Genomic DNA, 19812 nt, shown 5'->3' on the forward strand with positions numbered 1-19812 from the left:
TCGAGCGGATGATCAATCGACGCTGCGCATGGCGCAGTCCGCATGGGGGAATGCAATGAAAACGACCGTGAGGATCGCGACGCTCGTCGCACTGGTGTGCTCGCCGGTGCTGGCGTTCGCAAAGGTGCAAGGAACGGGGCTCGCGGTTGCCGACGTGACGCTCGCGCATACAAAGGTCGAGCGCCTGCATCGTGCGGAGGACGTCGCACATCGCGTCGCGTCGCAGCGCGTCGGCAAACCGGACGGAGAGCGGCTACGCGGCTGACCGCATGCATCGAGCCGCCCCGATCGCGGCATCCTGTTGCGCCTGATTGCCGGGAGCGGTGCGGCATTGCGCTGCGACGTTCCTGGTGCGGGCCTCCTCGCGGCACCCGGTGGCATCGCGCGCGGGCACGAGCTGGCAACGGCCGGGTCGCGATGTCGCGGTATATGAAATTTTCTTCATGAAGTCGACGCGCACGATTTACGCGCGCGCGTGTAGTCTCCATCCGTGCGTGTCGGGACGTCGGGTGTCGACGCGCATGCCCCCTTCGCTGAAGACGAGAATCGTATATGGCATTATCAGTTTCCCCGGGCAATAGGCCGGCCCTGCCTAATAGACCGACCAAGAACGGTGCTGCCATGGCGCACGTACTCACGATCGAAGACGACGAAATTACCGCGAATGAAATCGTAAGGGAGCTGACAGGCCGCGGTTTCACGGTCGAATGGGTGGCAAACGGACGCGACGGCATGGCGCGCGCGCTCGGCAACGAATTCGACGTGATCACGCTTGACCGGATGCTGCCGGTCGTCGACGGCCTCACGATCCTGACCACGATGCGCAGCGTCGGCGTGCGCACCCCGGTGCTGATGCTGAGTGCGCTCGGCGATGTCGACGAACGGGTTCGCGGCCTGCGCGCGGGCGGCGACGACTATCTGACCAAACCGTTCGATTCCGAGGAAATGGCCGCGCGCCTCGAAGTGCTGCTGCGCCGGAGCCAGACCGCGCCGGCGCAGTTCGACACGACGCTGACCGTCGGGCCGCTCAGGCTCGACCTGATCTCGCGCAAGGTGTTTCGCGACGGCGAGGAGATCGCGTTGTTGCCGACCGAGTACCGCGTGCTCGAATACATGATGCGCAATGCCGGACAGACCATCACGCGCACGATGCTGTTCGAGGTCGTATGGGGCTATCACTTCGATCCCGGTACGAATCTGATCGAAGTGCACATGGGCCGGCTGCGCAAGAAGATCGATCCGCCCGACGCGAAACAGATGATCCAGACAGTACGCGGTGCCGGTTACATTCTTGGCTGAGTCCGCTACCTTGACGTCCTCTACGCATCACGCCCAGCCGGCGCCGAAGCGGCGCTGGTACTCCAGCACGTTTCGGCTCGTGTCCGTCTATGCCGTGACGTTTTCCGTCTCGGTCATGCTGCTGCTCGGCTTCATCGCATCGGTAATCACGCACGACATGGAGCGCGAAACCGATGTGGTGATCGACTGGCAGATGATCTACTTCGACTCGATCCAGGACAGTCAGCTACCTGTCGCCATTCACCAGCGGATCGAGCGCGAGCGGATGCATACCAACTACTATGGGCTGTTCACCGCCGACGGCAAGCATATTGCCGGCGACGTGCTGGCGCTGCCCGACGGCATTCGCTCCGATCGCGACGGCGTGACCCTCGATCACACGATGACGATCGCGGGCGATCAGGTGTCGCCGGTCGTCCGCACGATGGCGGAGCGGCGCGCGAACGGCGACATTCTCGTGCTCGGGCGCGACCTCACGCACATCCTGAGGATTCGCGCGGCGATCATCCAGGCGCTCGTCGGCGGCGGGCTGTTATGCCTCGGCGCGGGCGTCGTCGGCGGCTTGATCCTCAGCGTACGGCAGATGCGGCGCTTGAAGGAAGTCCGGCGCATCACGCAGCGCATCGCGCAGGGCGACCTCGGGCAGCGGCTGCCGATCGGCGGGCACGACGAGATCGACCTGCTGTCTCATCTCGTCAATCACATGCTCGCGGAAGTCGAACGCCTGATGAACGAGGTGAAGGGCGTCTGCGACGGTATTGCGCACGACCTGCGCACGCCGCTTGCGCACGTGCACACGCTGCTCGCGCACGCGGCGGAACGGGCGGACGGCCTCGACGATGCCGCGCTGGCGAGCCTCGTCGCGCGTGCGCGCAACGAGACCGACATGCTGCTCAGCCGCTTTCGCGCGATGCTGCGCATTGCCGAAATCGGTTCGCTGCAGCGGCGCGGCGGGTTCGCGGAGGTGGCGCTGGAGGATCTCGTCATGGATGTCGGGCAACTGTTCGAGCCGCTCGCCGACAGTTGCTCGATCCGGTTCGTGGTGCTCGTCGAGCCCGTCGTGCGGATCCACGGCGATCGTGCGCTGCTGTTCGAGGCGCTCACCAACCTGCTCGACAATGCGCTCAAGTACACGACGTCGGGCGATATCGTGCGTCTGGAGCTTCATGACACACCGTTCGGTCCGCGCATCGACGTGGTCGACAACGGCCCGGGCATCGCGGCCGAAGAACGTGAGGCCGTGCTGCAGCATCGCTACCGCAGTCGCCGTACCGGGCATCTCGCCGGGACCGGTCTCGGCCTGAGCATCGTGTCGGCGGTCGTCAACGTGCACGACTTCACGCTGCGCATCGGCGATGCGGAGCCCGGCACGCGCGTGACGATCGAATGCTGGCCGAGGTCGCTGGCATGACGGCTGTCCGGATGTGCCTGTCCGTGTGTGCGGTTATCCACCGCGAGGCCCGTTGACGATGCGCGTCCTGCTGGTGACTTCGCCGCATCCTGAAGCGTCGTGGCTGCACAAGGCGCTGCAGGAGAGCGGCCACAGCCTGCAGCGCGCCGACGATCTGCGCGACGGCCTGTTTCTCGCGTCGCAGGAGGCGTTCGACGCGATCGTTGCGACGGCCTTCGAGCCCGGCAGCGATGCCGAGCTGATCGCGACGTTGCCGCGTTTCGTTGCCGACGGCGGCGGCGCAGCGCTGGTGGTGCTGATCGGCCAGGCGTCGGCACGCGAGCGCATCCGTGTGCTGCATGCGGGCGCCGACGCATGCTTCGGCGCGCCGTACTCGTTCATCGAGTTGCACGAGCGCCTGCAGGCGTTGCAGCGATTCGCCGCGTCGCGCGGCGCGAAAGGCTTGGTCACGGCGGCGTCCTCGCTCGAGACGCTCGTGCGCGAACTCAAGGACGGCAAGCTGCGTCTGGCCGTGACCCGCCGCGAATACCTGCTGCTCGAATGCCTGATGCGCCGTCCGAACGCGCCGGTGCCGCGCGACCAGCTGATCCGTTACGTTTGGCAGGACAAGGAGGACGTCGACCCATCGAGCGTCAATCTCGTGGTGTCGCGGTTGCGTCGCAAGCTTGCTCGGCATCTGCCCGGCGTGAGGATCGATACCGTGAGCCGCTACGGCTACCAGGTGACGCTGCCGGACGCATGACCGCACAGATGCGGTTTGCACTGCACGATGGACATGACGGGCGCACTGCCGACGGCGGCGCGCCCGCCGTGCGTTTACGAGCCGAAGAACGGCACGCAGAAATCGGCGGGGCCGACGCAATCGCCGGGGCCGTCGGGCTGCGCGGCGGCACAACCTGACAGCATGACGCCCGCGGCGATCGCGACGAGGGCGAGGCGGACTGGACGGGCGAACAAGAGACGCAGCTTCATGACTGGCGAGTGATTCGATGTAACAGGGGCGTTGCCGCGAATCGCGCGGATGGCGTAAGCCCGACACCGCGCCCGGCCGCACGGCAGCGCGCATCAATGCGCATAGAGCGTGGAGTTCAGGTACTTGAGCTGACCGTCCTGTTCGGCATGCACGAGCTCGGCGTAGACCTCGGCACGCGTTTTCTCGTGAATAGGCTGACCGTATGGCGCCACCCACTGGCCGGCGGCCAGTGCGCCGGGCACGCCGTCCTTGGTGGCGGCCGGGGACATCCGCACCGGCTGGCTGCTGGTCTGCGCAAACGCGGGAATACATAGTGAGCCGGTTGCGGCAAGTATGGCGGCGGCAACGATGCTGGTGGCTTTCATATTCGGAGTCCTCATGAAAATTGAGTGGGTTCATCCCCCGGCGCGGTGTGTCGATGTCGCGCATCGGGTTGAGGACAAGCATAGAGGAGGTGGGCTAGCGGATCGGCGTACGCAACGTGAAAAGAAATTCATGCGCCGGCGGGGCTTCCGCGCGGACATGAAACCGTCGCATCGCGAACATGAAGAAGGTTTCATTTTTCGGGCCGTTTTGATAACGGCGATGTCATGTCCGCTGCCTAAATTGTGCGCCATCGCATTGCGGACGGACCGGGCCATCCCGCACTGGCCGGCGATGCGAGAAGACCGATCCACTCTATCGAAACCATCATGAAGAAATATCTGGCAATCCCGGCGGCGATCGCGTGCCTGCTTGCGAGCACGGCCCATGCACAGAGCAGCGTCACGCTGTACGGCACGATCGACGCAGGCCTGGACTACATCAGCAACCAGAAATCGTCGGCCGGCGCGGGCCCGGCTTACGGCGTCCAGAGCGGCAACGTCAGCACGTCGCGCTGGGGGCTGCGCGGCAACGAGGATCTCGGCGGCGGCCTGGCTGCCGTGTTCACCCTCGAAAATGGCTTCAACGTCGCGAACGGCAAGTTCGGCAACGGCGGCGACGAGTTCGGCCGCCAGGCGTGGGTCGGTCTCGCGAGCCGTCAATGGGGCACGGTGACGCTTGGCCGCCAGTACGATTTCCTGGTCGATTTCGTCGCGCCGCTGTCGGCGACGGGCTCGGGATTCGGCGGCAACATCGCCGATCACCCGTACGACAACGACAACCTTGCCAACGACACGCGGATGAACAACGCGGTGAAGTTTCGCAGTGCGGACTACGGCGGCTTCACTTTTGGCGGTGCCTATGGCTTCAGCAACCAGGGTGGCGGATTCAGCAACAACAACGCATACAGCGTGGGCGCGCAGTATGCGAACGGCCCGGTCGACCTCGCGGTCGCGTACCTGCAGTCGAACCAGCCGGGCGGTGTCGACGCGCCGCAGAACACCGGCGGGTCGCTGAGTAGCTCGGATGGCGATTCGATGCTGGCCGGCGGCCGCTGGCGCACGTTCGGCGCCGGCGCGCACTATGCGTTCGACCATGCCGCGATCGGCTTCGTCTACACCAGAACGATCCTGAACGACCCGCGCGAACTGTCGCAGGGCGGCGCGTACGGCCGTGTGAACGGCCAGTTGCTGACCTTCAGCAACTACGAACTGAATGCGCGCTATTTCGTCACGCCGGCCTTCTCGCTGGGCGGCTCCTATACGTTCACGCAGGGCCGCTTCGACGATGCGGGCCGCAGCATCGCGCCGAAGTGGAACCAGTTCATGCTGCAGGCCGACTACGCGCTGTCGCGCCGCACCGATCTCTATCTCGAGGGTGTGTACCAGCGCGTGACGGGCGCGGACGGCGTCGCGGTGCTCGGCAATGCGGGAATCTTCAACCTTGCCGCGTCGGGCAACGACCGCCAGGCCGTGGTCGCGGCCGGCATTCGTCACAAGTTCTGAGCGGCCGGAACCGTGTAAAAAAAACGGCACCCGTCGTCTCGACGGGTGCCTTGAAACGCGACACATCATCCGCGTGTCGCGAGGGATTCAGGTCGTGGAACGGGCCGGCACCGCAGCTGGCGCTTGCGCTCCCGGCGCGGTTTCATCCGTCGACCACCCGCCGCCCAGCGCGGCGATCAATCCCACCGCCGCCAGTTGCCGGCGCGTGTCCAGTTCCAGCATCGCGACCTTCGTATTGAGCTCGGTGGTTTGCGCGGTCACCACATCCAGATAGCTGACGACGCCGTCCCGATAGCGCGACATCGACAACTGCAGCGTGCGCTCGGCAGCGTCGAGCGCTTCCTGCTCGCGTTCGGCTTCGTCGCCGAGGTGATGCGTGAGCGCGAGGTTGTCCTCCACCTGCTGGCATGCGGCGAGCACTACCGCGCGATACTTTGCGCCATTCTCGGCAAGCTTCGCGTGCGCTTCGTCGGTGAGCGCCTGACGGCGGCCGCCGTCGAACAGCGTTAGCGCAAGGCTCGGCCCGAGCGACCAGATCTCATTCGGTGCGCTGAGCCAGTGGCCGAGCCCCGAGCTTTGGTACCCGCCGATCAGCCCGAGCGTGATGTCGGGGAAGAACGCCGCGCGCACCACGCCGATCTTCGCGTTGGCCGCCGCCATGCGCCGCTCCGCGGCCGCGATGTCGGGGCGCCGCTGCAGCAGCGTGGCTGGAATGCCGGCCGGGATCGTCGGCAGATACGCAACGCTCAGGTCGGGCGTCAGAGAGAACGACGACGCCGGCACGCCCGTGAGCGTCGCGACCACATGCTCGAAGAGCGCGCGCCGCGCGCGCACGTCCTCGGCCGACGCGCGGGCCGAATCGAGCTGCGTCTGCGCGCGCGAGACATCGAGATCGGAGGCGATGCCGCCCGCGTGCCGGCTCATCGTCAGCTGTAGCGCGCGCTGGTAGGTGTCGATCGTGTCGGCCAGCAGTTGTTGCTGCTGGTCGAGCCCGCGCAGATTGAAGTACGCGTTCGCGAGGCTGGCCTGCAGGCTCAGCCGCACCGACGCGAGATCGTCAGCGCTGGCCTGCGCGTCGGCGCGCCCGGCCGCGACTTCGTTGCGGATCTTCCCCCACAGGTCGAAGTCGTAGTCGAAGCCGGCATCGAGCGTGTTGTCGCCGTAGACATTCGGCTGGTTCGAGCCGCGCAGCGGCCGCGTGGCCGATTGCCGGTTGCTCGAGACCTGCGTGCCGAGGCCGATGGTCGGGAACAGCCCGGAGCGCGCCTGATCGAACAGCGCGGCCGCTTCATCGTGGCGGGCCACTGCGGCGGCCACATCGGGGTTGGCCGCGGCCACCTGCAGTTCGAGCCGGTCGAGCACGGGATCGCGGAACGCCTTCCACCAGCCGTTGCGCGCGATGCGGTCGGCCGGCTTCGCGGCCTGCCAGCCGCCCGCTTCCTTGAAGCGGGCCGGTAACGCGGTGTGCGGCGCGTGATAGGCAGGCGCGAACGAGCACGCGGAGAGGAAAGCGATGCCGGCGAGCATCGCGCAGAGCCGAAGCCGGTTAGCCATTCGTGCGCTCCGTGTCGTGCGCAGTCGACGCGACGGTACGGGCCGGTACCGCGAGCCTGACCGGGTCGCCCGCGGACAGCGAGTCCGGCGGGTTGTCGATCACGCGGTCGTCCGGCGCGAGGCCGGTCGCGATCTGCACGTGCGTGCCGAGGTCGGTCGCGACCGTCACGGGCTTGAACACGGCGCGATTGCCCTTGCCGACCACGGCGACCTGCAGGCCGGCCTGACGGAAGATCAGCGAGCTGGCCGGAATCGTCAGCACGTGGCTGCTGCCGGCCGGCAGCGCGAAATGCACCTCGGTGTATTCGCCCGGAATCAGCTTGCCGTCGCGGTTGTCGACCATCAGCTGAACGAGCAGCGTGCCGGTCGAATCGGCGATCGAGTCGTCGGTGTTCGAGAGCGTCGCATGGAAGGTCTCGCCCGGATGCTCGGGAACGGTCAGCGTGGCCGTCATGCCGGGGCGGATCGCGGCGGCCTCGTTCTGCGGCACGCTCACGTACACGCGCATCTGGTGCACGTCGGACACGGCGAACAGCTCGGGGCCCGTGCCGCCGCCGGCCGAGATCAGCTGGCCGATATCGGTCTTGCGCGCGGTGACGACGCCGTCGAACGGCGCGACGATGCGCTTGAACGCCTCCAGCGCGTCGAGGCGCCGCACGTTGGCCTCGTTGGCCGCGACGATCGCCTGCTTGGCGGCGAGGTCGCTGGTCTTCTCGTCGGTTTCCTGCTGCGATACCGAATCCTGCGCGAGCATCTTGGTCCAGCGCGCGGCCGTGGACGCGGCCAGCTTCTCGTTCGCGAGCGAACTCTGCAGGTCGGCGCGCGCCTGCTGCAGCTGCTGGTCGAGCTCGGGCGTGTCGATCAGCCCGAGCAGTTGGCCGGACTTCACGTGCGCGCCGATATCGGTGTACCACGCATGCAGGTAGCCCGACACCTGCGCGTGGATCGGCGCGCTTTCGAACGCGGACAGGTGGCCCGGCAGCACCAGCGTGGCGCCGTCGGCGCCGGTCGACGGCGTATACGCGACCACGGTCGGCACGGCCTGTTCGGCGGACCACGTGGTCATTTCCTGTTTCGCGTGCGCGCGGCCGACGATGCCGGTCGTCACGATGCCGACCGCGATCAGCGCGGCGATCGTGGCGACGAGCTTGAGGTTGGGCAGCCGTTTCGGCGATTTGATATCGATCTCAGTGGACATGGGAAGCTCCGGACGCGGAAGGGGAAGAAGCGCGGGAAGCGTCGTGCTTCAGCGCATCGCGCCGATGCACGAGGCTGAACAGGACGGGAACGAAGAACAGCGTCGCGATCGTCGCGCACGCGAGGCCGCCGATCACGGCGCGGCCGAGCGGCGCGTTCTGCTCGCCGCCGTCGCCGAGGCCGAGCGCCATCGGCGCCATGCCGATGATCATCGCGAGCGCCGTCATCAGCACCGGGCGGAAACGCGTGAAACCGGCTTCGAGCGCGGACGCGAGCGCGTTGCCGGTTTCGGCCAGGCGCTCGCGCGCGAAACTGACGACGAGGATCGAGTTCGCGGTAGCCACACCCATGCACAGGATCGCGCCGGTCAGCGCCGGCACCGACAGCGGCGTGTGCGTGGTGAACAGCATCCAGACGATGCCGGCCAGTGCCGCCGGCAGCGCCGAGATGATCACGAATGCGTCGGCCCACGAATGGAAGTTCACGACGATCAGCAGATAGATCAGCGCGATCGCGCCGACGAGGCCGAGCAGCAGGCCGGCGAACGCGCCGTTCATGGTCTGCACCTGGCCGCGCAGCGTGATGGTCGAGCCCTTGGGCAGGTCCTTCGCAGAGGCCTTGACGATGTCGTCGATGTCGGCCGCGACCGCGCCGAGGTCGCGCCCCTGGGTGGTCGCGTAGATGTCGAACAGCGGCTCGATGTTGTAGTGCGACACCACCGCGTTGCCGACGCCGCGGGTGATCGTGGCCAGACCGCCCAGCAGTTGCGACTGGCCGCTGTCGCCTGTGACCGGCAGGTTCTGCAGCGCCGACAGCGTGGTCATCTTGTACTGCGGCGTCTGCGCGACGATCGGATAGGACACGCCGTTGCGGGGATTGAGCCAGTAGGTCGGATCCACTTGGCTGGTGCCGGCCAGAGTCGCGACCACCGAGTTCGTCACGTCCTGCTCGGTGATGCCGAGCTGGTCGGCGCGCGTGCGGTCGACCGCTACCGTGAACTGCGGGTAGGTGCTGGCTTGCTGGATACGCGGGTCGGCGACGCCGGCGATCAGGCGCAGCTTGCGGTACAGCTCGTGCGCATAAGCGAGATTCGCCTGCTGGTTGGGGCCGGCCACCTGCAGGTCGACCGGGGCCGGTGCGCCGAAGTTGAGGATCTGGCTGACGATGTCGGCCGGCAGGAATGAGAAGGTGGTGCCCGGATAGGCGCGAGGCAGGAGTTCGCGCAGCTTGCGCACGTAATCCGCGGTCGGCGCGTGATCGCGCGACAGCGAGATCAGGATGTCGCCGTCCTGCGGCCCGAGCGTGCCGCTATTGTTGTAGGTCAGGTTGATCCCGCTGTTTGGCAGGCCGATGTTGTCGATCACTTCACGCAATTGCGCGGGCGGAATCGCGCCGCGGATCGTGTTCTCGATCCGGTCGAATTCGCCGGCGGTTTCCTCGACGCGCGTGCCGACCGGCGCGCGCACGTGCAGCGAGATCTCGCCCGAGTCGATGGCCGGGAAGAAGTTGCGGCCCAGCCACGGCACGAGCATGAACGATGCGGCCACCACGCACAGGAATGCCGTGACGAACGGTTTGCGGCGCGTGAGCGCGAGGCCCAGCAGGATCCGGTATGCGGTGCGCACGGCATCGAAGCGGCGCTCGAATGCGCGCTGGAAGCGTACCAGCGGATTGCGCGACGACGAAACGTCGTGTGCGCCGGTCCGGCTCGAGTGCGGATCCATGATCGCCGCCAGCTCGCCCGATGCGTGGCCCGCCGACGCGTGCGGCTTGAGCAGGTATTGCGCGAGCATCGGCACGAAGGTGCGCGACAGCACGAACGACGACATCATCGAGAAGATCACGGCCTTGGCCATCGGCACGAACAGAAAGCGCGAGATGCCGTCGAGCATCAGCATAGGCACGAACACGATGCAGATGCACATCAGCGACACCAGTGCCGGCATCACGATCTGCTTTGCGCCGTCGACGATCGCCGTACGCGTGTCCTTGCCCTGTTCGAGGTGCCAGTTCACGTTCTCGATCGTTACCGTCGCGTCGTCGACGAGGATCCCGACCGCGAGCGCGAGGCCGCCGAGCGTCATCACGTTGAGCGTCTCCCCGGTGGCTGCGAGCAGCGCGATCGCGCAGAGCACGGCGAGCGGAATCGATGCAGCGATGATAAGCGTCGAGCGCCACGAACCGAGGAACAGCAGGATCATCAGCGACGTCAACGCGGCGGCGATGATACCCTCGCGAGCCACACCGCTGACGGCGCCCTTCACGAAGGTCGACTGGTCACCCATCGTGACGAGCGTCAGGCCGGGCGGCAGGGTCTGTTCGACCAGAGGCAGTTTCGCCTTTACACCTGCGATGATGTCGAGCGTCGACGCCGAACCGTTCTTGAGGATGCTCATCAGCACCGCGCGGCGACCGTCCACGCGCACGATGTTGCTCTGCGGCGGGAAGCCGTCGCGCACATGTGCTACGTCGTGGATATAAATCGTCGTGCCGTTGACCGACTTGATCGGCAGGTCGTTCAGCGCGTCGAGCGCGAGCGGGCTGTTGTTGAGCTTGATGTTGTATTCGAAACGGCCGATCTTCTGCGTGCCGGCCGGGATGATCTGGTTCTGCTGTGCGAGCGCGTGCGCGACATCCTGCGCCGACAGCCCCTTTGACTGCAGCGCCTGCGGATCGAGGTCGATCTGCACCTCGCGCGCCTTGCCGCCGTATGGCGTCGGAATCGCGACGCCAGGCACCGACAGCAACTGCGGGCGAATGAAGTTGACGGCGTAATCCTCCAGCTTCTGTTCGTCAAGCGTGTTGCTGGTCAGCGCGATCTGCAGCACGGGCACGGTCGACGCGTTGTAGTTGAGGATCTGTGGCGGCGTGGTGCCGGGCGGCATCTGCTTGAGCACGGTCTGCGAGATCGACGTGACCTGCGCGGTGGCCGTGCGGATGTCGACGGTCGGCTGGAAAAAGATCTTCACGATGCCGTAGCCGCGGAACGATTGTGATTCGATGTGTTGAACGTCGTTGACCGTGGTGCCGAGCGTGCGCTCGTAGTACGTGACGATCCGGCCGGACATGTCGTCCGGCTGCAGGCCTGCATAGTTCCAGACGACGCTGATCACCGGAATGCGGATATCCGGGAAGATGTCGATGGGCGTGCGCACTGCCGCGAGCGGACCTGCGATCAGGATCAGCAGCGCCAGCACCACGAAGGTATAGGGCCGGGTGAGCGCGAGCCGGACAATTTTCAGCATGAGGTGCTGCTCCGTTCAAAAGCGTCGTGAAGAAGAGCCGGATGCGCGCGGCCTCGGGAAAACACCGATGCGCAGCCGATGACCGCATTCTGCGGAGCGGCCCCTAACAGCCGGTCGCTAAAAAAATGAATAAAGTTTTAGGCTGCGGCGGCCCGATTCAGCCGAGCATGTAGCCTGAGCCGCGTATCGTGCGGATCAGCGGCGCTGCGCCGGGCCGGTTCACCTTCTTCCGCAGGCGGCCCACGTGCACGTCGATCAGGTTCGTGCCCGGATCGAAGCGGCAACCCCAGACGGCCTCGAAGATCATCGTGCGCGTGAGCACGCGCCCGGCATGGCGCATCATGAATTCGAGCACGCGCCATTCGGTCGGCAGCAGCGCGAGCTCGCGCCCGCCGAGCGTGACGCGTCGCCGCACCAGGTCGAGTTCGAGCTCGCCCGCGCGCAGCACCGTCTCGACCTGCGGGCCGCGCGGCCGTCGGCGAATCAGCACGTCGATGCGTGCGCACATCTCGTCGAGCGAGAATGGCTTGACGAGGTAGTCGTCGCCCCCCGCGCGCAACCCCTGGATGCGCTGGTCGACATCGGACATTGCGCTCATCACGAGCACCGGCGTGTCGAGGCCGATGCCACGCATCGTTGCGAGAATCGTGAGACCGTCGAGATCCGGCAGCATGCGGTCGAGCGTGACGACGTCGTAATCGGCGCTCATCGCCTTGGCCATGCCGTCACGGCCGGTGCGTGCGACGTCCACCTGGTGGCCGGCGGCACGCAGCGTGTGCGTGATGTGATCCGCGATCAGCGGATCGTCTTCGATCGTCAGGATGTGTGTCATCGATGGAGCGGCCCGGGCGGCATCAGGCGGCGGAAAGCTGCGCGGGGTCGCGCTCGAGCGCGCGATAGTGGTCGACCACGTAGTCGATGAAGCTGCGTGCTTTCGTCGACAGATAGTTGCGGCTGGGGTAAAGCATCGACACGCAGCGCGGACCGCCGTTCACTTCGTAACATTCGAGCAGCGGCAGCAGCGTGCCGCGCGCGAGATCGTCGGCGACGAGCGGATGCGGCAATTGCGTGATGCCCATGTGGTTGAGTGCCGCGATCCGCACCATCATGCTGCCGGTCGACGCCAGCGCGTTGCCGGTATAGACGCGGTAGGAGCCGTCGACATCCGAGAATTCCCAGCTGCGGGCCGTGCCGTTCGACACGGTCAGCAGGCTGTGCTCGTTGAGCTCGACGGGGTCGTTCGGCGTGCCGTGGCGGGCGAGGTACTCGGGCGATGCGACGACCACGTCGCGCACGCGCATCAGCGCCCGCGATACGAAGGTCGCGTTGATGAGGCGGCGATCGTCGCAGAAGCAGATGTCGTAGCCGCCTTCAACCATGTCGACGTGCGTGTCGAACGTGGTCACGTCGAACCGGACGCGCGGATGCCCGGCGCGATACGTCGACAGCAGGATGCCGAGGCCGGCTGCGATCGAGGTCGCCGACGCGGCGATCCGCAGCGTGCCGCGCGGGTCGCGGGTAGCCTGCACGAGGTTCGACTCGATCTCGTCGAGCTTCTCGATGATCGTGCGGCAACCGTCGAGATATTCGCGGCCGGTCTCGGTAAGGGACAGGCTGCGGGTCGTCCTGTTCAACAGGCGCATGTTCAGGTGTGCTTCGAGCATGCCGACACTGCGCGTGACCGCGGCGGCCGACATCCCGAGCTGGCGCGCGGCGAGATTGAAACTCGACAATTCGACTACGCGCGTGAATACGCGCATCGCTTGCAGTTGATTCATGGTCTGCGGAAGGATGGAATTGACCGGAGGCACGCGCCGACGGTGATCGATCGGGGCGTCCTGCTACGTGTGCCGGCAAGGTAGCGAGTCGATTATGGGATGCGGGGCTGCCCCGGACGCTTAAAAAACGACGCGGGATGGATGAAATTTCGTTTAAGGAAGCGGCGGACGGGGAGGGGGCGTGTGCTACACAGGCGCACGGCGAGCGGCTTCGCGGTGCGGTTCGTCGCCTAAAAAAAACTTCATGAAGCGACACCAAATCTTCAGGTGAGCGCGTGGCACGGCTGTCGATAATACGGCGATACAAGTAGCTACAAGGAACCAGAAATGACGCAGCCGCTGAGTATCAAGATGATCCAGGAGCACGGCAAGCCGGTGGTGCTGGTGTCGATCGAACGTGGTGCCGCGGTGCTCGATCCGGAGGATGTCGATGCGGTCATCCAGTATCTGAGCCTGCTGCGTGCGTCGATGCAGCCCGCGGTACCCGAGATGCCGCCGCGCGCGCAGCAGTTCGTGACGGAAATGGATCCGTGCTGGTATGCGGAGCGTCACCCGCTGTACGGCGGCGCGGTGTTGCTGCTGCGGCATACGGGGCTCGGCTGGGCCAGCTTCGCGCTGCCGCCGCGGAGCCTCGAGCGCCTGCATGGGTCGCTGACGCAACTGCTCGAAGACGAACAGCAGGTGATCAGCCTGCCGAACTGAGACGGGGTGTTTGGCAATCGCGCGGCTCTCGTCACGTGACGGCGTCACGGGCGGGCGGCGTATCGATCGATGCGATGTCGGGGCCGGCTTCCGGAACACGGGAAGCCGGCCTCGACGCACGGTCGTCTAGAAGGTATGACGCAGCCCGATCCGACCGACGGCTTGACGGCCGTTCGACGACGGATCGAAGCCCGCGACCTGCGCGACGGCCCCGCCCGACGCCATCTGCAGCGCGGCGAGCGCATAGATGGCCGTGCGCTTCGACAGCTCGTACTCGGCGCTCGCGTTAAGTTGCCGGTATCTGGGTTTCTGGCCGGTTGCATGGTCGCGGCCGGTCGTGTAGGTATAGCCGAGGCCGACATTGAGCTGGCTCGTGGCGGCAAGCGTGCCGGCAAGCTCGTAGTTCTGGAATTTCACGTCCTGCTCGTCGTCGCCTTGCCGGAAATCGACGTCGGTTAAGTTGCCCATCAGCTTGACCTCGCCGAGCTGGTACGACGCGCCCGCCGCGAAGATGTTCTGGCTGCGCGCGTTCTCGAGATAGTTGCCGTATACGGCGTTCGTGTATCCGCTCCCGTTCTGGTAGCTCTGCACGGCCTGCTCCGGATCGTTGACGCGCAGATAGCCGACGCCTGCCGAAAATGGCCCGTTCGTGTACGCAACGGCCACGCTGTAGGCCGAGTTGTCGGAAAAACGGCCGGGCTGGCCGCCGAACGAGTAGAGCCCCTCGCCGGTGAAGCCGGCGATCGTCGGGCTCGTGTATTTCACGGCATTGCTGACCGCGAAGCCGTTGTCGAGGTTGTCCATGTCGTTCGGGTGCGAGAAATACCAGCCGCCGTAATAGCTGTTCAGCGAATACGGCTCGATCAGGTCGACGATCGGATCCCACTGGCGGCCGAGCGTCAGCGTGCCCATGCGCTCGCTCGACAGCCCGACGTAGGCGTTGCGGGAGAACGCGAGGCCGCTGCCGAGCCCGCCGTTCGTGGAGTCGAAACCACTTTCGAGATCGAAGATCGCGGCGAGCCCTCCACCCAGATCTTCCCTGCCGCGCAGCCCCCAGCGGCTGCCGGCGCTGACACCGCTCGCCATCTGCCACAGGTGCTGGTCGCCGACGTTCGACGCGAAGTCGATCCCGGTGTCGATGATGCCGTATAGCGTGACGCTGCTTTGCGCATGCGCATGGGAGAACAGGCCGCAGCAGGCGAGCGCGCAAGTCATGCGAAGCAGCCCCGACGTTTTATTCATGGATGGATATCTCGAATGGAGGTTGACGGATATTGTTCGCAGTCCTGTTGTTAAGGGCTGGTCGTCGACAATATATCCGCGCCAATCGCGTGCGAACCTGCAATTCAGTCTTTCAGTTTTCGCGTTGGATTTGTGCACGTGGCCAATCGACAACGGCCGTCGGGCGTCGCTGTGAATGGCGTCGAGTAGTCGGAATGAGGGAGTTGCCGTACAAGATCATCCTCGACCTCGGCAGCGAACACGACAGTAACGATGACGTGCTGAATGCCGCCCGTATGCGCCGCGAAGATCACGTCGCGATCGAGCAGGACCTTTTCTACAACCTGCATACGGCAGTCTACCGGTCAGGATTCCTGGACGGTCAGGCTTCGTACGACGCCGAAGTGGCCAAGGTCTACGACTATCTGCACCGGCTGGACGCGACCCTGCTCAACGAGCGGTATCTGACTGGCGACGCGCTGAGTATCGCCGACTTGTGGCTGTTCAGCCTGCTGATCCGTTACGACAACGTCTACGCGACTGCATTTCGCTTGCACAAGTATCGGCTGAGGGACTTTTCCGGGATCTGGCGGTACGTCCGACGGCTTTACCAAAAGGAGGCGTTCTGCCTGACGACCAACTTTGATGTGATTTCGAGAGGCTATTTCCTGGGCATTCCCGCTCTCAATCGCGGCGTGGTGCCTCGCGGGCCGGATGACCTGTTCTTGTCGGAAAAATATGGAAGGGTGAAATGAAACTGAAATTAATCGTGTTGTGGGCGCACTGTTCGTGATCGGCAGCGACGGCTTCGTCGTCGCCGGCCTGTTGCAGGATATTGCCAGCCACGCCGGAGTTTCGGTGTCGACCGTCGGCCAGCTGATCACGGTGTTCTCGCTGGTCTATGCGGTGTTTGGTCCGATCCTTGCGTCCGCTTTCGGGAATATCGATCGCAAGAATCTTCCGATCGCCGCGATGCTGGTATTCACCGCTGGGAATCTGCTGATCGTGACCTGAGCCGTTTCTTGTAGCCATTTGGCAAGTCATTTGGCAAGTGAGTTCTCTTTTATCCTGGAGGCAAGGAGAACTCGATGAAGAAGCGATTTACCGACGAGCAGATCATCCGAATCTTGCGCGAGGCCGAGAGCCGGGACGAGCCGGTGAAGGATCTGTGCAAGCGCCTGATTGCCGAGCAATTGCTGGTCATCGACGGCCTGAAGGAATTCAGCCGAAAAAAATGAGCACGCCAACGGGCCGGCGCGAAGCGCTGGAAGTCCTGACTCGGCGGGGTCTCTCGCAACGCAAGGCATGTGGTTATCTGGGGTGAGCCGCCGGGTGGCCACCTATACGCTCAAGCAACCGGAGAAGGATCGGAGCCTGGGCGAGCAACTGTCAGCATTAGCGGCCAGGCGCGTGAAAGACATGGAGCAGGCAAGCATTCGCGCGACCTGCGCCAGGCAGAATAAATTGAAATAAAAACGAAAGCATCGATGTAAGTCTGGGAGCGCCACACGATCTCTGCCCTGCGGAACGTCAACCATCTTGTTCCGGCCCTCCGAAAAGATGTGCTTGAGCCAAAAATGCGGCGCCGCGTCGATCTTCCCGAGCTGCCTCGGTGGGTAGTGCGAAAAATTACTTATAAAAATCAGCGAACTGCGCCGAATCAAAAAATCAATGCTCTGCTGCGATGCAAAAAATAATCAATCGCCTTATGCTGGTTAACCCGATCGCGTTTGAGCGGTATCAAGTTTCCCTCTGATGCCGCTTTACATTTTGCCAACATTGGTGATTCACGAAATCTACCTGTCGATTTGATTTCGTTCCTTTCGTCTCGCCTGTCCCCGATGCAGTGCGCGACTTCCTCAAGGCCTGTTGACATGCATGATTTCCCCTTCCTGAGCCTGGCCATCTGGGTTCCGATCCTGTTCGGCGCATGCCTGCTGCGCGCCGGCTCCGACCAACATCCGCGCCGGGCTCGACTGATCGCGCTCGCCGGCGCGATCGCAGGGCTGGCGGCCGTGGTGCCGCTGGTCGCCGGTTTCGATGCGCATTCGGCCGCGATGCAGTTCGTCGAAAGCCGCAACTGGCTGGCGGCATTCAATTCCGGATGGCGGGTCGGCATCGACGGCGCGTCGCTGTGGCTCGTCGTGCTGACCGCATTCACGACGCTGGTGGTCGTGATCGCGTCGTGGGAGTCGGTCACGGTGCGCGTCGCGCAGTACTACGCGTCGTTCCTGATCCTGTCGGGGTTGATGGTCGGCGTGTTCGCCGCACAGGACGGACTGCTGTTCTTCATCTTCTTCGAGGCGACGCTGATCCCGCTGTACCTGCTGATCGGTACGTGGGGGCGCGAGCGCCGCGTCTATGCGGCCGTGAAGTTCTTCTTCATCTCGTTCGCCGGCTCGCTGTTGCTGCTGATGGCGATGCTGTACCTGTACGCGCAGTCGCATACGTTCGACCTGGCCGTGTGGCGCACGCTGCAGCTCGGTTTCGCACCGCAGTTGCTGGTATTCCTCGGCTTCTTTGCCGCGTTCGCGGTCAAGGTGCCGATGTGGCCGGTTCATACGTGGCTGAGCGACGTGTACACAGACGGCCCGACGGGCGCCGCGCTGATGCTCGCGATGCTCAAGCTCGGCGGGTACGGGTTCCTGCGCTTCGCGCTGCCGATCACGCCCGACGCGAGCCACTTCTTCGCACCGGCCGTGATCGCGCTGTCGCTGTTCGCGATCGTCTATGCGAGCCTGATCGCGCTCGCGCAGACCGATCTCGGCAAGCTGCTCGCGTACTCGACGGTCGCGCACATGGGCATCGTCACGCTCGGGCTGTTCCTGTTCAACCGAATCGGCGTCGAAGGCGCGATCGTGCAGCTCGTGTCGTACGGCTTCGTCGCGGGCGCGATGCTGCTGTGCGTGAACGTGCTCGTCGATCGCACGAAGCAGCGCGAGATCGCCGCGTACGGCGGTGTGGCGGGCGTGATGCCGCGTTTCGCGACCTTCGCGCTGCTGTTCGCGATGGCCAACGTCGGCCTGCCGGGCACGTCGGGGTTCGTCGGCGAGTTCATGGTCATCATGGGCGCGATCCGTTTCAACTTCTGGATCGGCGCAATCGCGGCGCTGACGCTGATCCTCAGCGCGTCGTACACGCTGTGGATGCTCAAGCGCGTCGTGTTCGGCAAGGTGTCGAGCCAGCGGATCGCGAAGCTCGCCGACCTGAACCGTCGCGAGATCGCGATGTTCGCGTCGCTCGCGCTGGTCGTGCTGGCGGTCGGCATCGATCCGAAACCATTCACCGACGCGATCGATCCGACCGTCGGCAAGCTGATCGACGAAGCCAGCCGTTCGAAGGTGCCGGCAGCGGACGGCCCGGTGCGGGCGCAGCCGGCGTACATGGCATCGACGCACGGCTGATCGCGGCACGCCGCGAGGGCGGGGGCGCATCGCACGGCGATGCGGTCGTTGCGCATACATCGATTGCGGTCCGGCGCATGCGGCGCCGGGCCAGCTTCCGGCTGCGTGAAATTGCCCCGCGACAATGTGTCTCACGGCAGATTTTGCAATGATGATTTGTCGCACCCACCGGTTTTTCATCGCACCCGCGCGACGTATGATTCGGCCACTTTCGTGAATCGAATGCGCATCGGGCATACGCAAAACGGATTCAATGACCCTCGGGCTGTGTGATGAAAACAAGAGCTTCAAGAGGCTGGTCGGCGCTGATGTCAATCGGCGCGGCGCTGAGCCTGTCAGGCTGTAAGTTAGATGTACTAAATCCGAAAGGAGGCGTGGGCGCTGCCGAAAAGGCGCTGATCGCGACGTCCACCTGGGCGATGCTGATCGTCGTCGTGCCGGTGATCCTGCTTACGCTGTGGTTCGCGTGGCGTTACCGCGCATCGAACCGCAGCGCAACCTACGCGCCGAACTGGTCGCACTCGACCGCGATCGAAGTCGTGATCTGGACGGTGCCGACGCTGATCATCCTGTTCCTCGGCATCCTCACGTGGCGGACGACGCACGAGCTCGACCCGTACAAGCCGCTCGAGTCGTCGGTGAAGCCGATCGACGTCGAGGTCGTCGCACTCGACTGGAAGTGGCTGTTCATCTATCCGGAACTCGGCATCGCGTCGGTGAACCAGCTCGCGATTCCGGTGGGCACGCCGGTGAACTTCCGCATCACGTCGGATTCGGTGATGAACTCGTTCTTCATCCCGCAGCTCGGCGGCCAGGTCTACGCGATGGCCGGCATGCAGACGCGCCTGCACCTGATCGCCGACGAGCCCGGCAACTATGCGGGCACGTCCGCCAACTTCAGCGGCCGCGGTTTCTCCGACATGAAATTCCGCACGCTCGCCGAGCCGCGCGAACAGTTCGATGCATGGGTGCAGAAGGTGAAGGCATCGCCGGAGCGGCTCGACGCGACCGTGTACGGCACGGTCGCGCAGCCGAGCGAGAAGGCGCCCGTGCGCTACTTCTCGTCGGTCGATCCGCGGCTCTTCCACAACATCATCGCGAAATACAACGATGGCCACGTCCTCGACCTGAAGGACGCCGCCTGCGGCACGAAGGGGTAA

At 64.8% G+C, this 19812-nt stretch carries 18 protein-coding genes and 1 pseudogene; 11 read left to right on the top strand and 8 right to left on the bottom strand.

Annotated features, from left to right (window positions below; all coding sequences use genetic code 11):
• Nucleotides 1-55 precede the first annotated feature (55 nt).
• The 4 genes from AC3WLY_RS27355 to AC3WLY_RS27370 all read left to right on the top strand — a co-directional run bounded on the left by AC3WLY_RS27355 (nucleotide 56) and on the right by AC3WLY_RS27370 (nucleotide 3452).
• Nucleotides 56-265 carry a hypothetical protein gene (locus AC3WLY_RS27355; protein ID WP_175961216.1) on the top strand — a complete coding sequence of 70 codons (210 nt, stop codon included), beginning with the start codon at nucleotides 56-58 and terminating at the stop codon, nucleotides 263-265.
• 356 nt (nucleotides 266-621) lie between these two features.
• The gene (locus AC3WLY_RS27360) at nucleotides 622-1299 is read left to right on the top strand and encodes a response regulator transcription factor (RefSeq protein ID WP_244137309.1); all 678 of its coding nucleotides are present in this window, start codon (nucleotides 622-624) and stop codon (nucleotides 1297-1299) included.
• Nucleotides 1300-1378: 79 nt separating this feature from the next.
• The gene (locus AC3WLY_RS27365) at nucleotides 1379-2710 is read left to right on the top strand and encodes an ATP-binding protein (RefSeq protein WP_492309323.1); all 1332 of its coding nucleotides are present in this window, start codon (nucleotides 1379-1381) and stop codon (nucleotides 2708-2710) included.
• A gap of 58 nt (nucleotides 2711-2768) precedes the next feature.
• Nucleotides 2769-3452 (top strand): winged helix-turn-helix domain-containing protein, encoded by a 684-nt coding sequence (locus AC3WLY_RS27370; RefSeq protein ID WP_310141696.1) that lies wholly within the window; start codon nucleotides 2769-2771, stop codon nucleotides 3450-3452.
• 74 nt (nucleotides 3453-3526) lie between these two features.
• Here the strand turns inward: AC3WLY_RS27370 and AC3WLY_RS27375 are convergent, their stop codons facing one another.
• Both AC3WLY_RS27375 and AC3WLY_RS27380 read right to left on the bottom strand, forming a co-directional pair.
• A complete protein-coding gene (locus AC3WLY_RS27375; protein WP_175961210.1) occupies nucleotides 3527-3682 on the bottom strand; it encodes a hypothetical protein in 156 nt (51 codons plus the stop codon).
• A gap of 93 nt (nucleotides 3683-3775) precedes the next feature.
• Nucleotides 3776-4048 carry a DUF4148 domain-containing protein gene (locus AC3WLY_RS27380; protein WP_492309294.1) on the bottom strand — a complete coding sequence of 91 codons (273 nt, stop codon included), beginning with the start codon at nucleotides 4046-4048 and terminating at the stop codon, nucleotides 3776-3778.
• A 327-nt stretch (nucleotides 4049-4375) separates the two neighbouring features.
• On the opposite strand from AC3WLY_RS27380, the gene AC3WLY_RS27385 reads away from it, so the two are divergent.
• Entirely contained in the window at nucleotides 4376-5551 is a 1176-nt protein-coding gene (locus AC3WLY_RS27385; RefSeq protein WP_492309293.1) for a porin, read from the top strand.
• An 87-nt stretch (nucleotides 5552-5638) separates the two neighbouring features.
• Here the strand turns inward: AC3WLY_RS27385 and AC3WLY_RS27390 are convergent, their stop codons facing one another.
• The 5 genes from AC3WLY_RS27390 to AC3WLY_RS27410 all read right to left on the bottom strand — a co-directional run bounded on the left by AC3WLY_RS27390 (nucleotide 5639) and on the right by AC3WLY_RS27410 (nucleotide 13325).
• Nucleotides 5639-7105 carry an efflux transporter outer membrane subunit gene (locus tag AC3WLY_RS27390; RefSeq protein ID WP_492309292.1) on the bottom strand — a complete coding sequence of 489 codons (1467 nt, stop codon included), beginning with the start codon at nucleotides 7103-7105 and terminating at the stop codon, nucleotides 5639-5641.
• Entirely contained in the window at nucleotides 7098-8303 is a 1206-nt protein-coding gene (locus tag AC3WLY_RS27395; RefSeq protein WP_492309291.1) for an efflux RND transporter periplasmic adaptor subunit, read from the bottom strand. Before AC3WLY_RS27395 ends, AC3WLY_RS27390 begins: the two co-directional genes overlap by 8 nt.
• Nucleotides 8293-11547 carry an efflux RND transporter permease subunit gene (locus AC3WLY_RS27400; RefSeq protein WP_492309290.1) on the bottom strand — a complete coding sequence of 1085 codons (3255 nt, stop codon included), beginning with the start codon at nucleotides 11545-11547 and terminating at the stop codon, nucleotides 8293-8295. Before AC3WLY_RS27400 ends, AC3WLY_RS27395 begins: the two co-directional genes overlap by 11 nt.
• Before the next feature lie 157 nt (nucleotides 11548-11704).
• Nucleotides 11705-12379 carry a response regulator transcription factor gene (locus AC3WLY_RS27405; RefSeq protein ID WP_175961198.1) on the bottom strand — a complete coding sequence of 225 codons (675 nt, stop codon included), beginning with the start codon at nucleotides 12377-12379 and terminating at the stop codon, nucleotides 11705-11707.
• Nucleotides 12380-12401: 22 nt separating this feature from the next.
• Nucleotides 12402-13325: a LysR family transcriptional regulator gene (locus AC3WLY_RS27410; RefSeq protein WP_492309289.1), complete on the bottom strand. Its 924-nt coding sequence runs from the start codon at nucleotides 13323-13325 to the stop codon at nucleotides 12402-12404.
• Nucleotides 13326-13652: 327 nt separating this feature from the next.
• On the opposite strand from AC3WLY_RS27410, the gene AC3WLY_RS27415 reads away from it, so the two are divergent.
• Nucleotides 13653-14027, top strand: coding sequence for a hypothetical protein (locus tag AC3WLY_RS27415; protein WP_175961196.1), 375 nt, complete (start codon nucleotides 13653-13655; stop codon nucleotides 14025-14027).
• Between the two features lie 126 nt (nucleotides 14028-14153).
• Here AC3WLY_RS27415 and AC3WLY_RS27420 read toward each other — a convergent pair whose 3' ends face one another.
• Nucleotides 14154-15242, bottom strand: a complete 1089-nt coding sequence (locus tag AC3WLY_RS27420) for a porin (RefSeq protein ID WP_175961296.1) — start codon at nucleotides 15240-15242, stop codon at nucleotides 14154-14156.
• A 230-nt stretch (nucleotides 15243-15472) separates the two neighbouring features.
• Between AC3WLY_RS27420 and AC3WLY_RS27425 the strand changes: the two genes are divergently transcribed.
• The 5 genes and pseudogenes from AC3WLY_RS27425 to cyoA all read left to right on the top strand — a co-directional run bounded on the left by AC3WLY_RS27425 (nucleotide 15473) and on the right by cyoA (nucleotide 19812).
• Nucleotides 15473-16003 (top strand): glutathione binding-like protein, encoded by a 531-nt coding sequence (locus tag AC3WLY_RS27425; RefSeq protein ID WP_310141715.1) that lies wholly within the window; start codon nucleotides 15473-15475, stop codon nucleotides 16001-16003.
• A gap of 19 nt (nucleotides 16004-16022) precedes the next feature.
• Nucleotides 16023-16262, top strand: coding sequence for a hypothetical protein (locus tag AC3WLY_RS27430; protein ID WP_310141718.1), 240 nt, complete (start codon nucleotides 16023-16025; stop codon nucleotides 16260-16262).
• A gap of 74 nt (nucleotides 16263-16336) precedes the next feature.
• Nucleotides 16337-16643, top strand: a pseudogene (locus AC3WLY_RS27435) (IS3-like element ISBcen23 family transposase); the annotation flags it as partial.
• Nucleotides 16644-17122: 479 nt separating this feature from the next.
• On the top strand, nucleotides 17123-18652 hold the full coding sequence (locus AC3WLY_RS27440; RefSeq protein ID WP_175961193.1) for a complex I subunit 4 family protein: 1530 nt from the start codon (nucleotides 17123-17125) through the stop codon (nucleotides 18650-18652).
• 272 nt (nucleotides 18653-18924) lie between these two features.
• The gene (gene cyoA / locus AC3WLY_RS27445; protein WP_492309288.1) at nucleotides 18925-19812 is read left to right on the top strand and encodes a ubiquinol oxidase subunit II; all 888 of its coding nucleotides are present in this window, start codon (nucleotides 18925-18927) and stop codon (nucleotides 19810-19812) included.

It is taken from the genome of Burkholderia sp. FW306-1C-G01B (assembly GCF_058781685.1).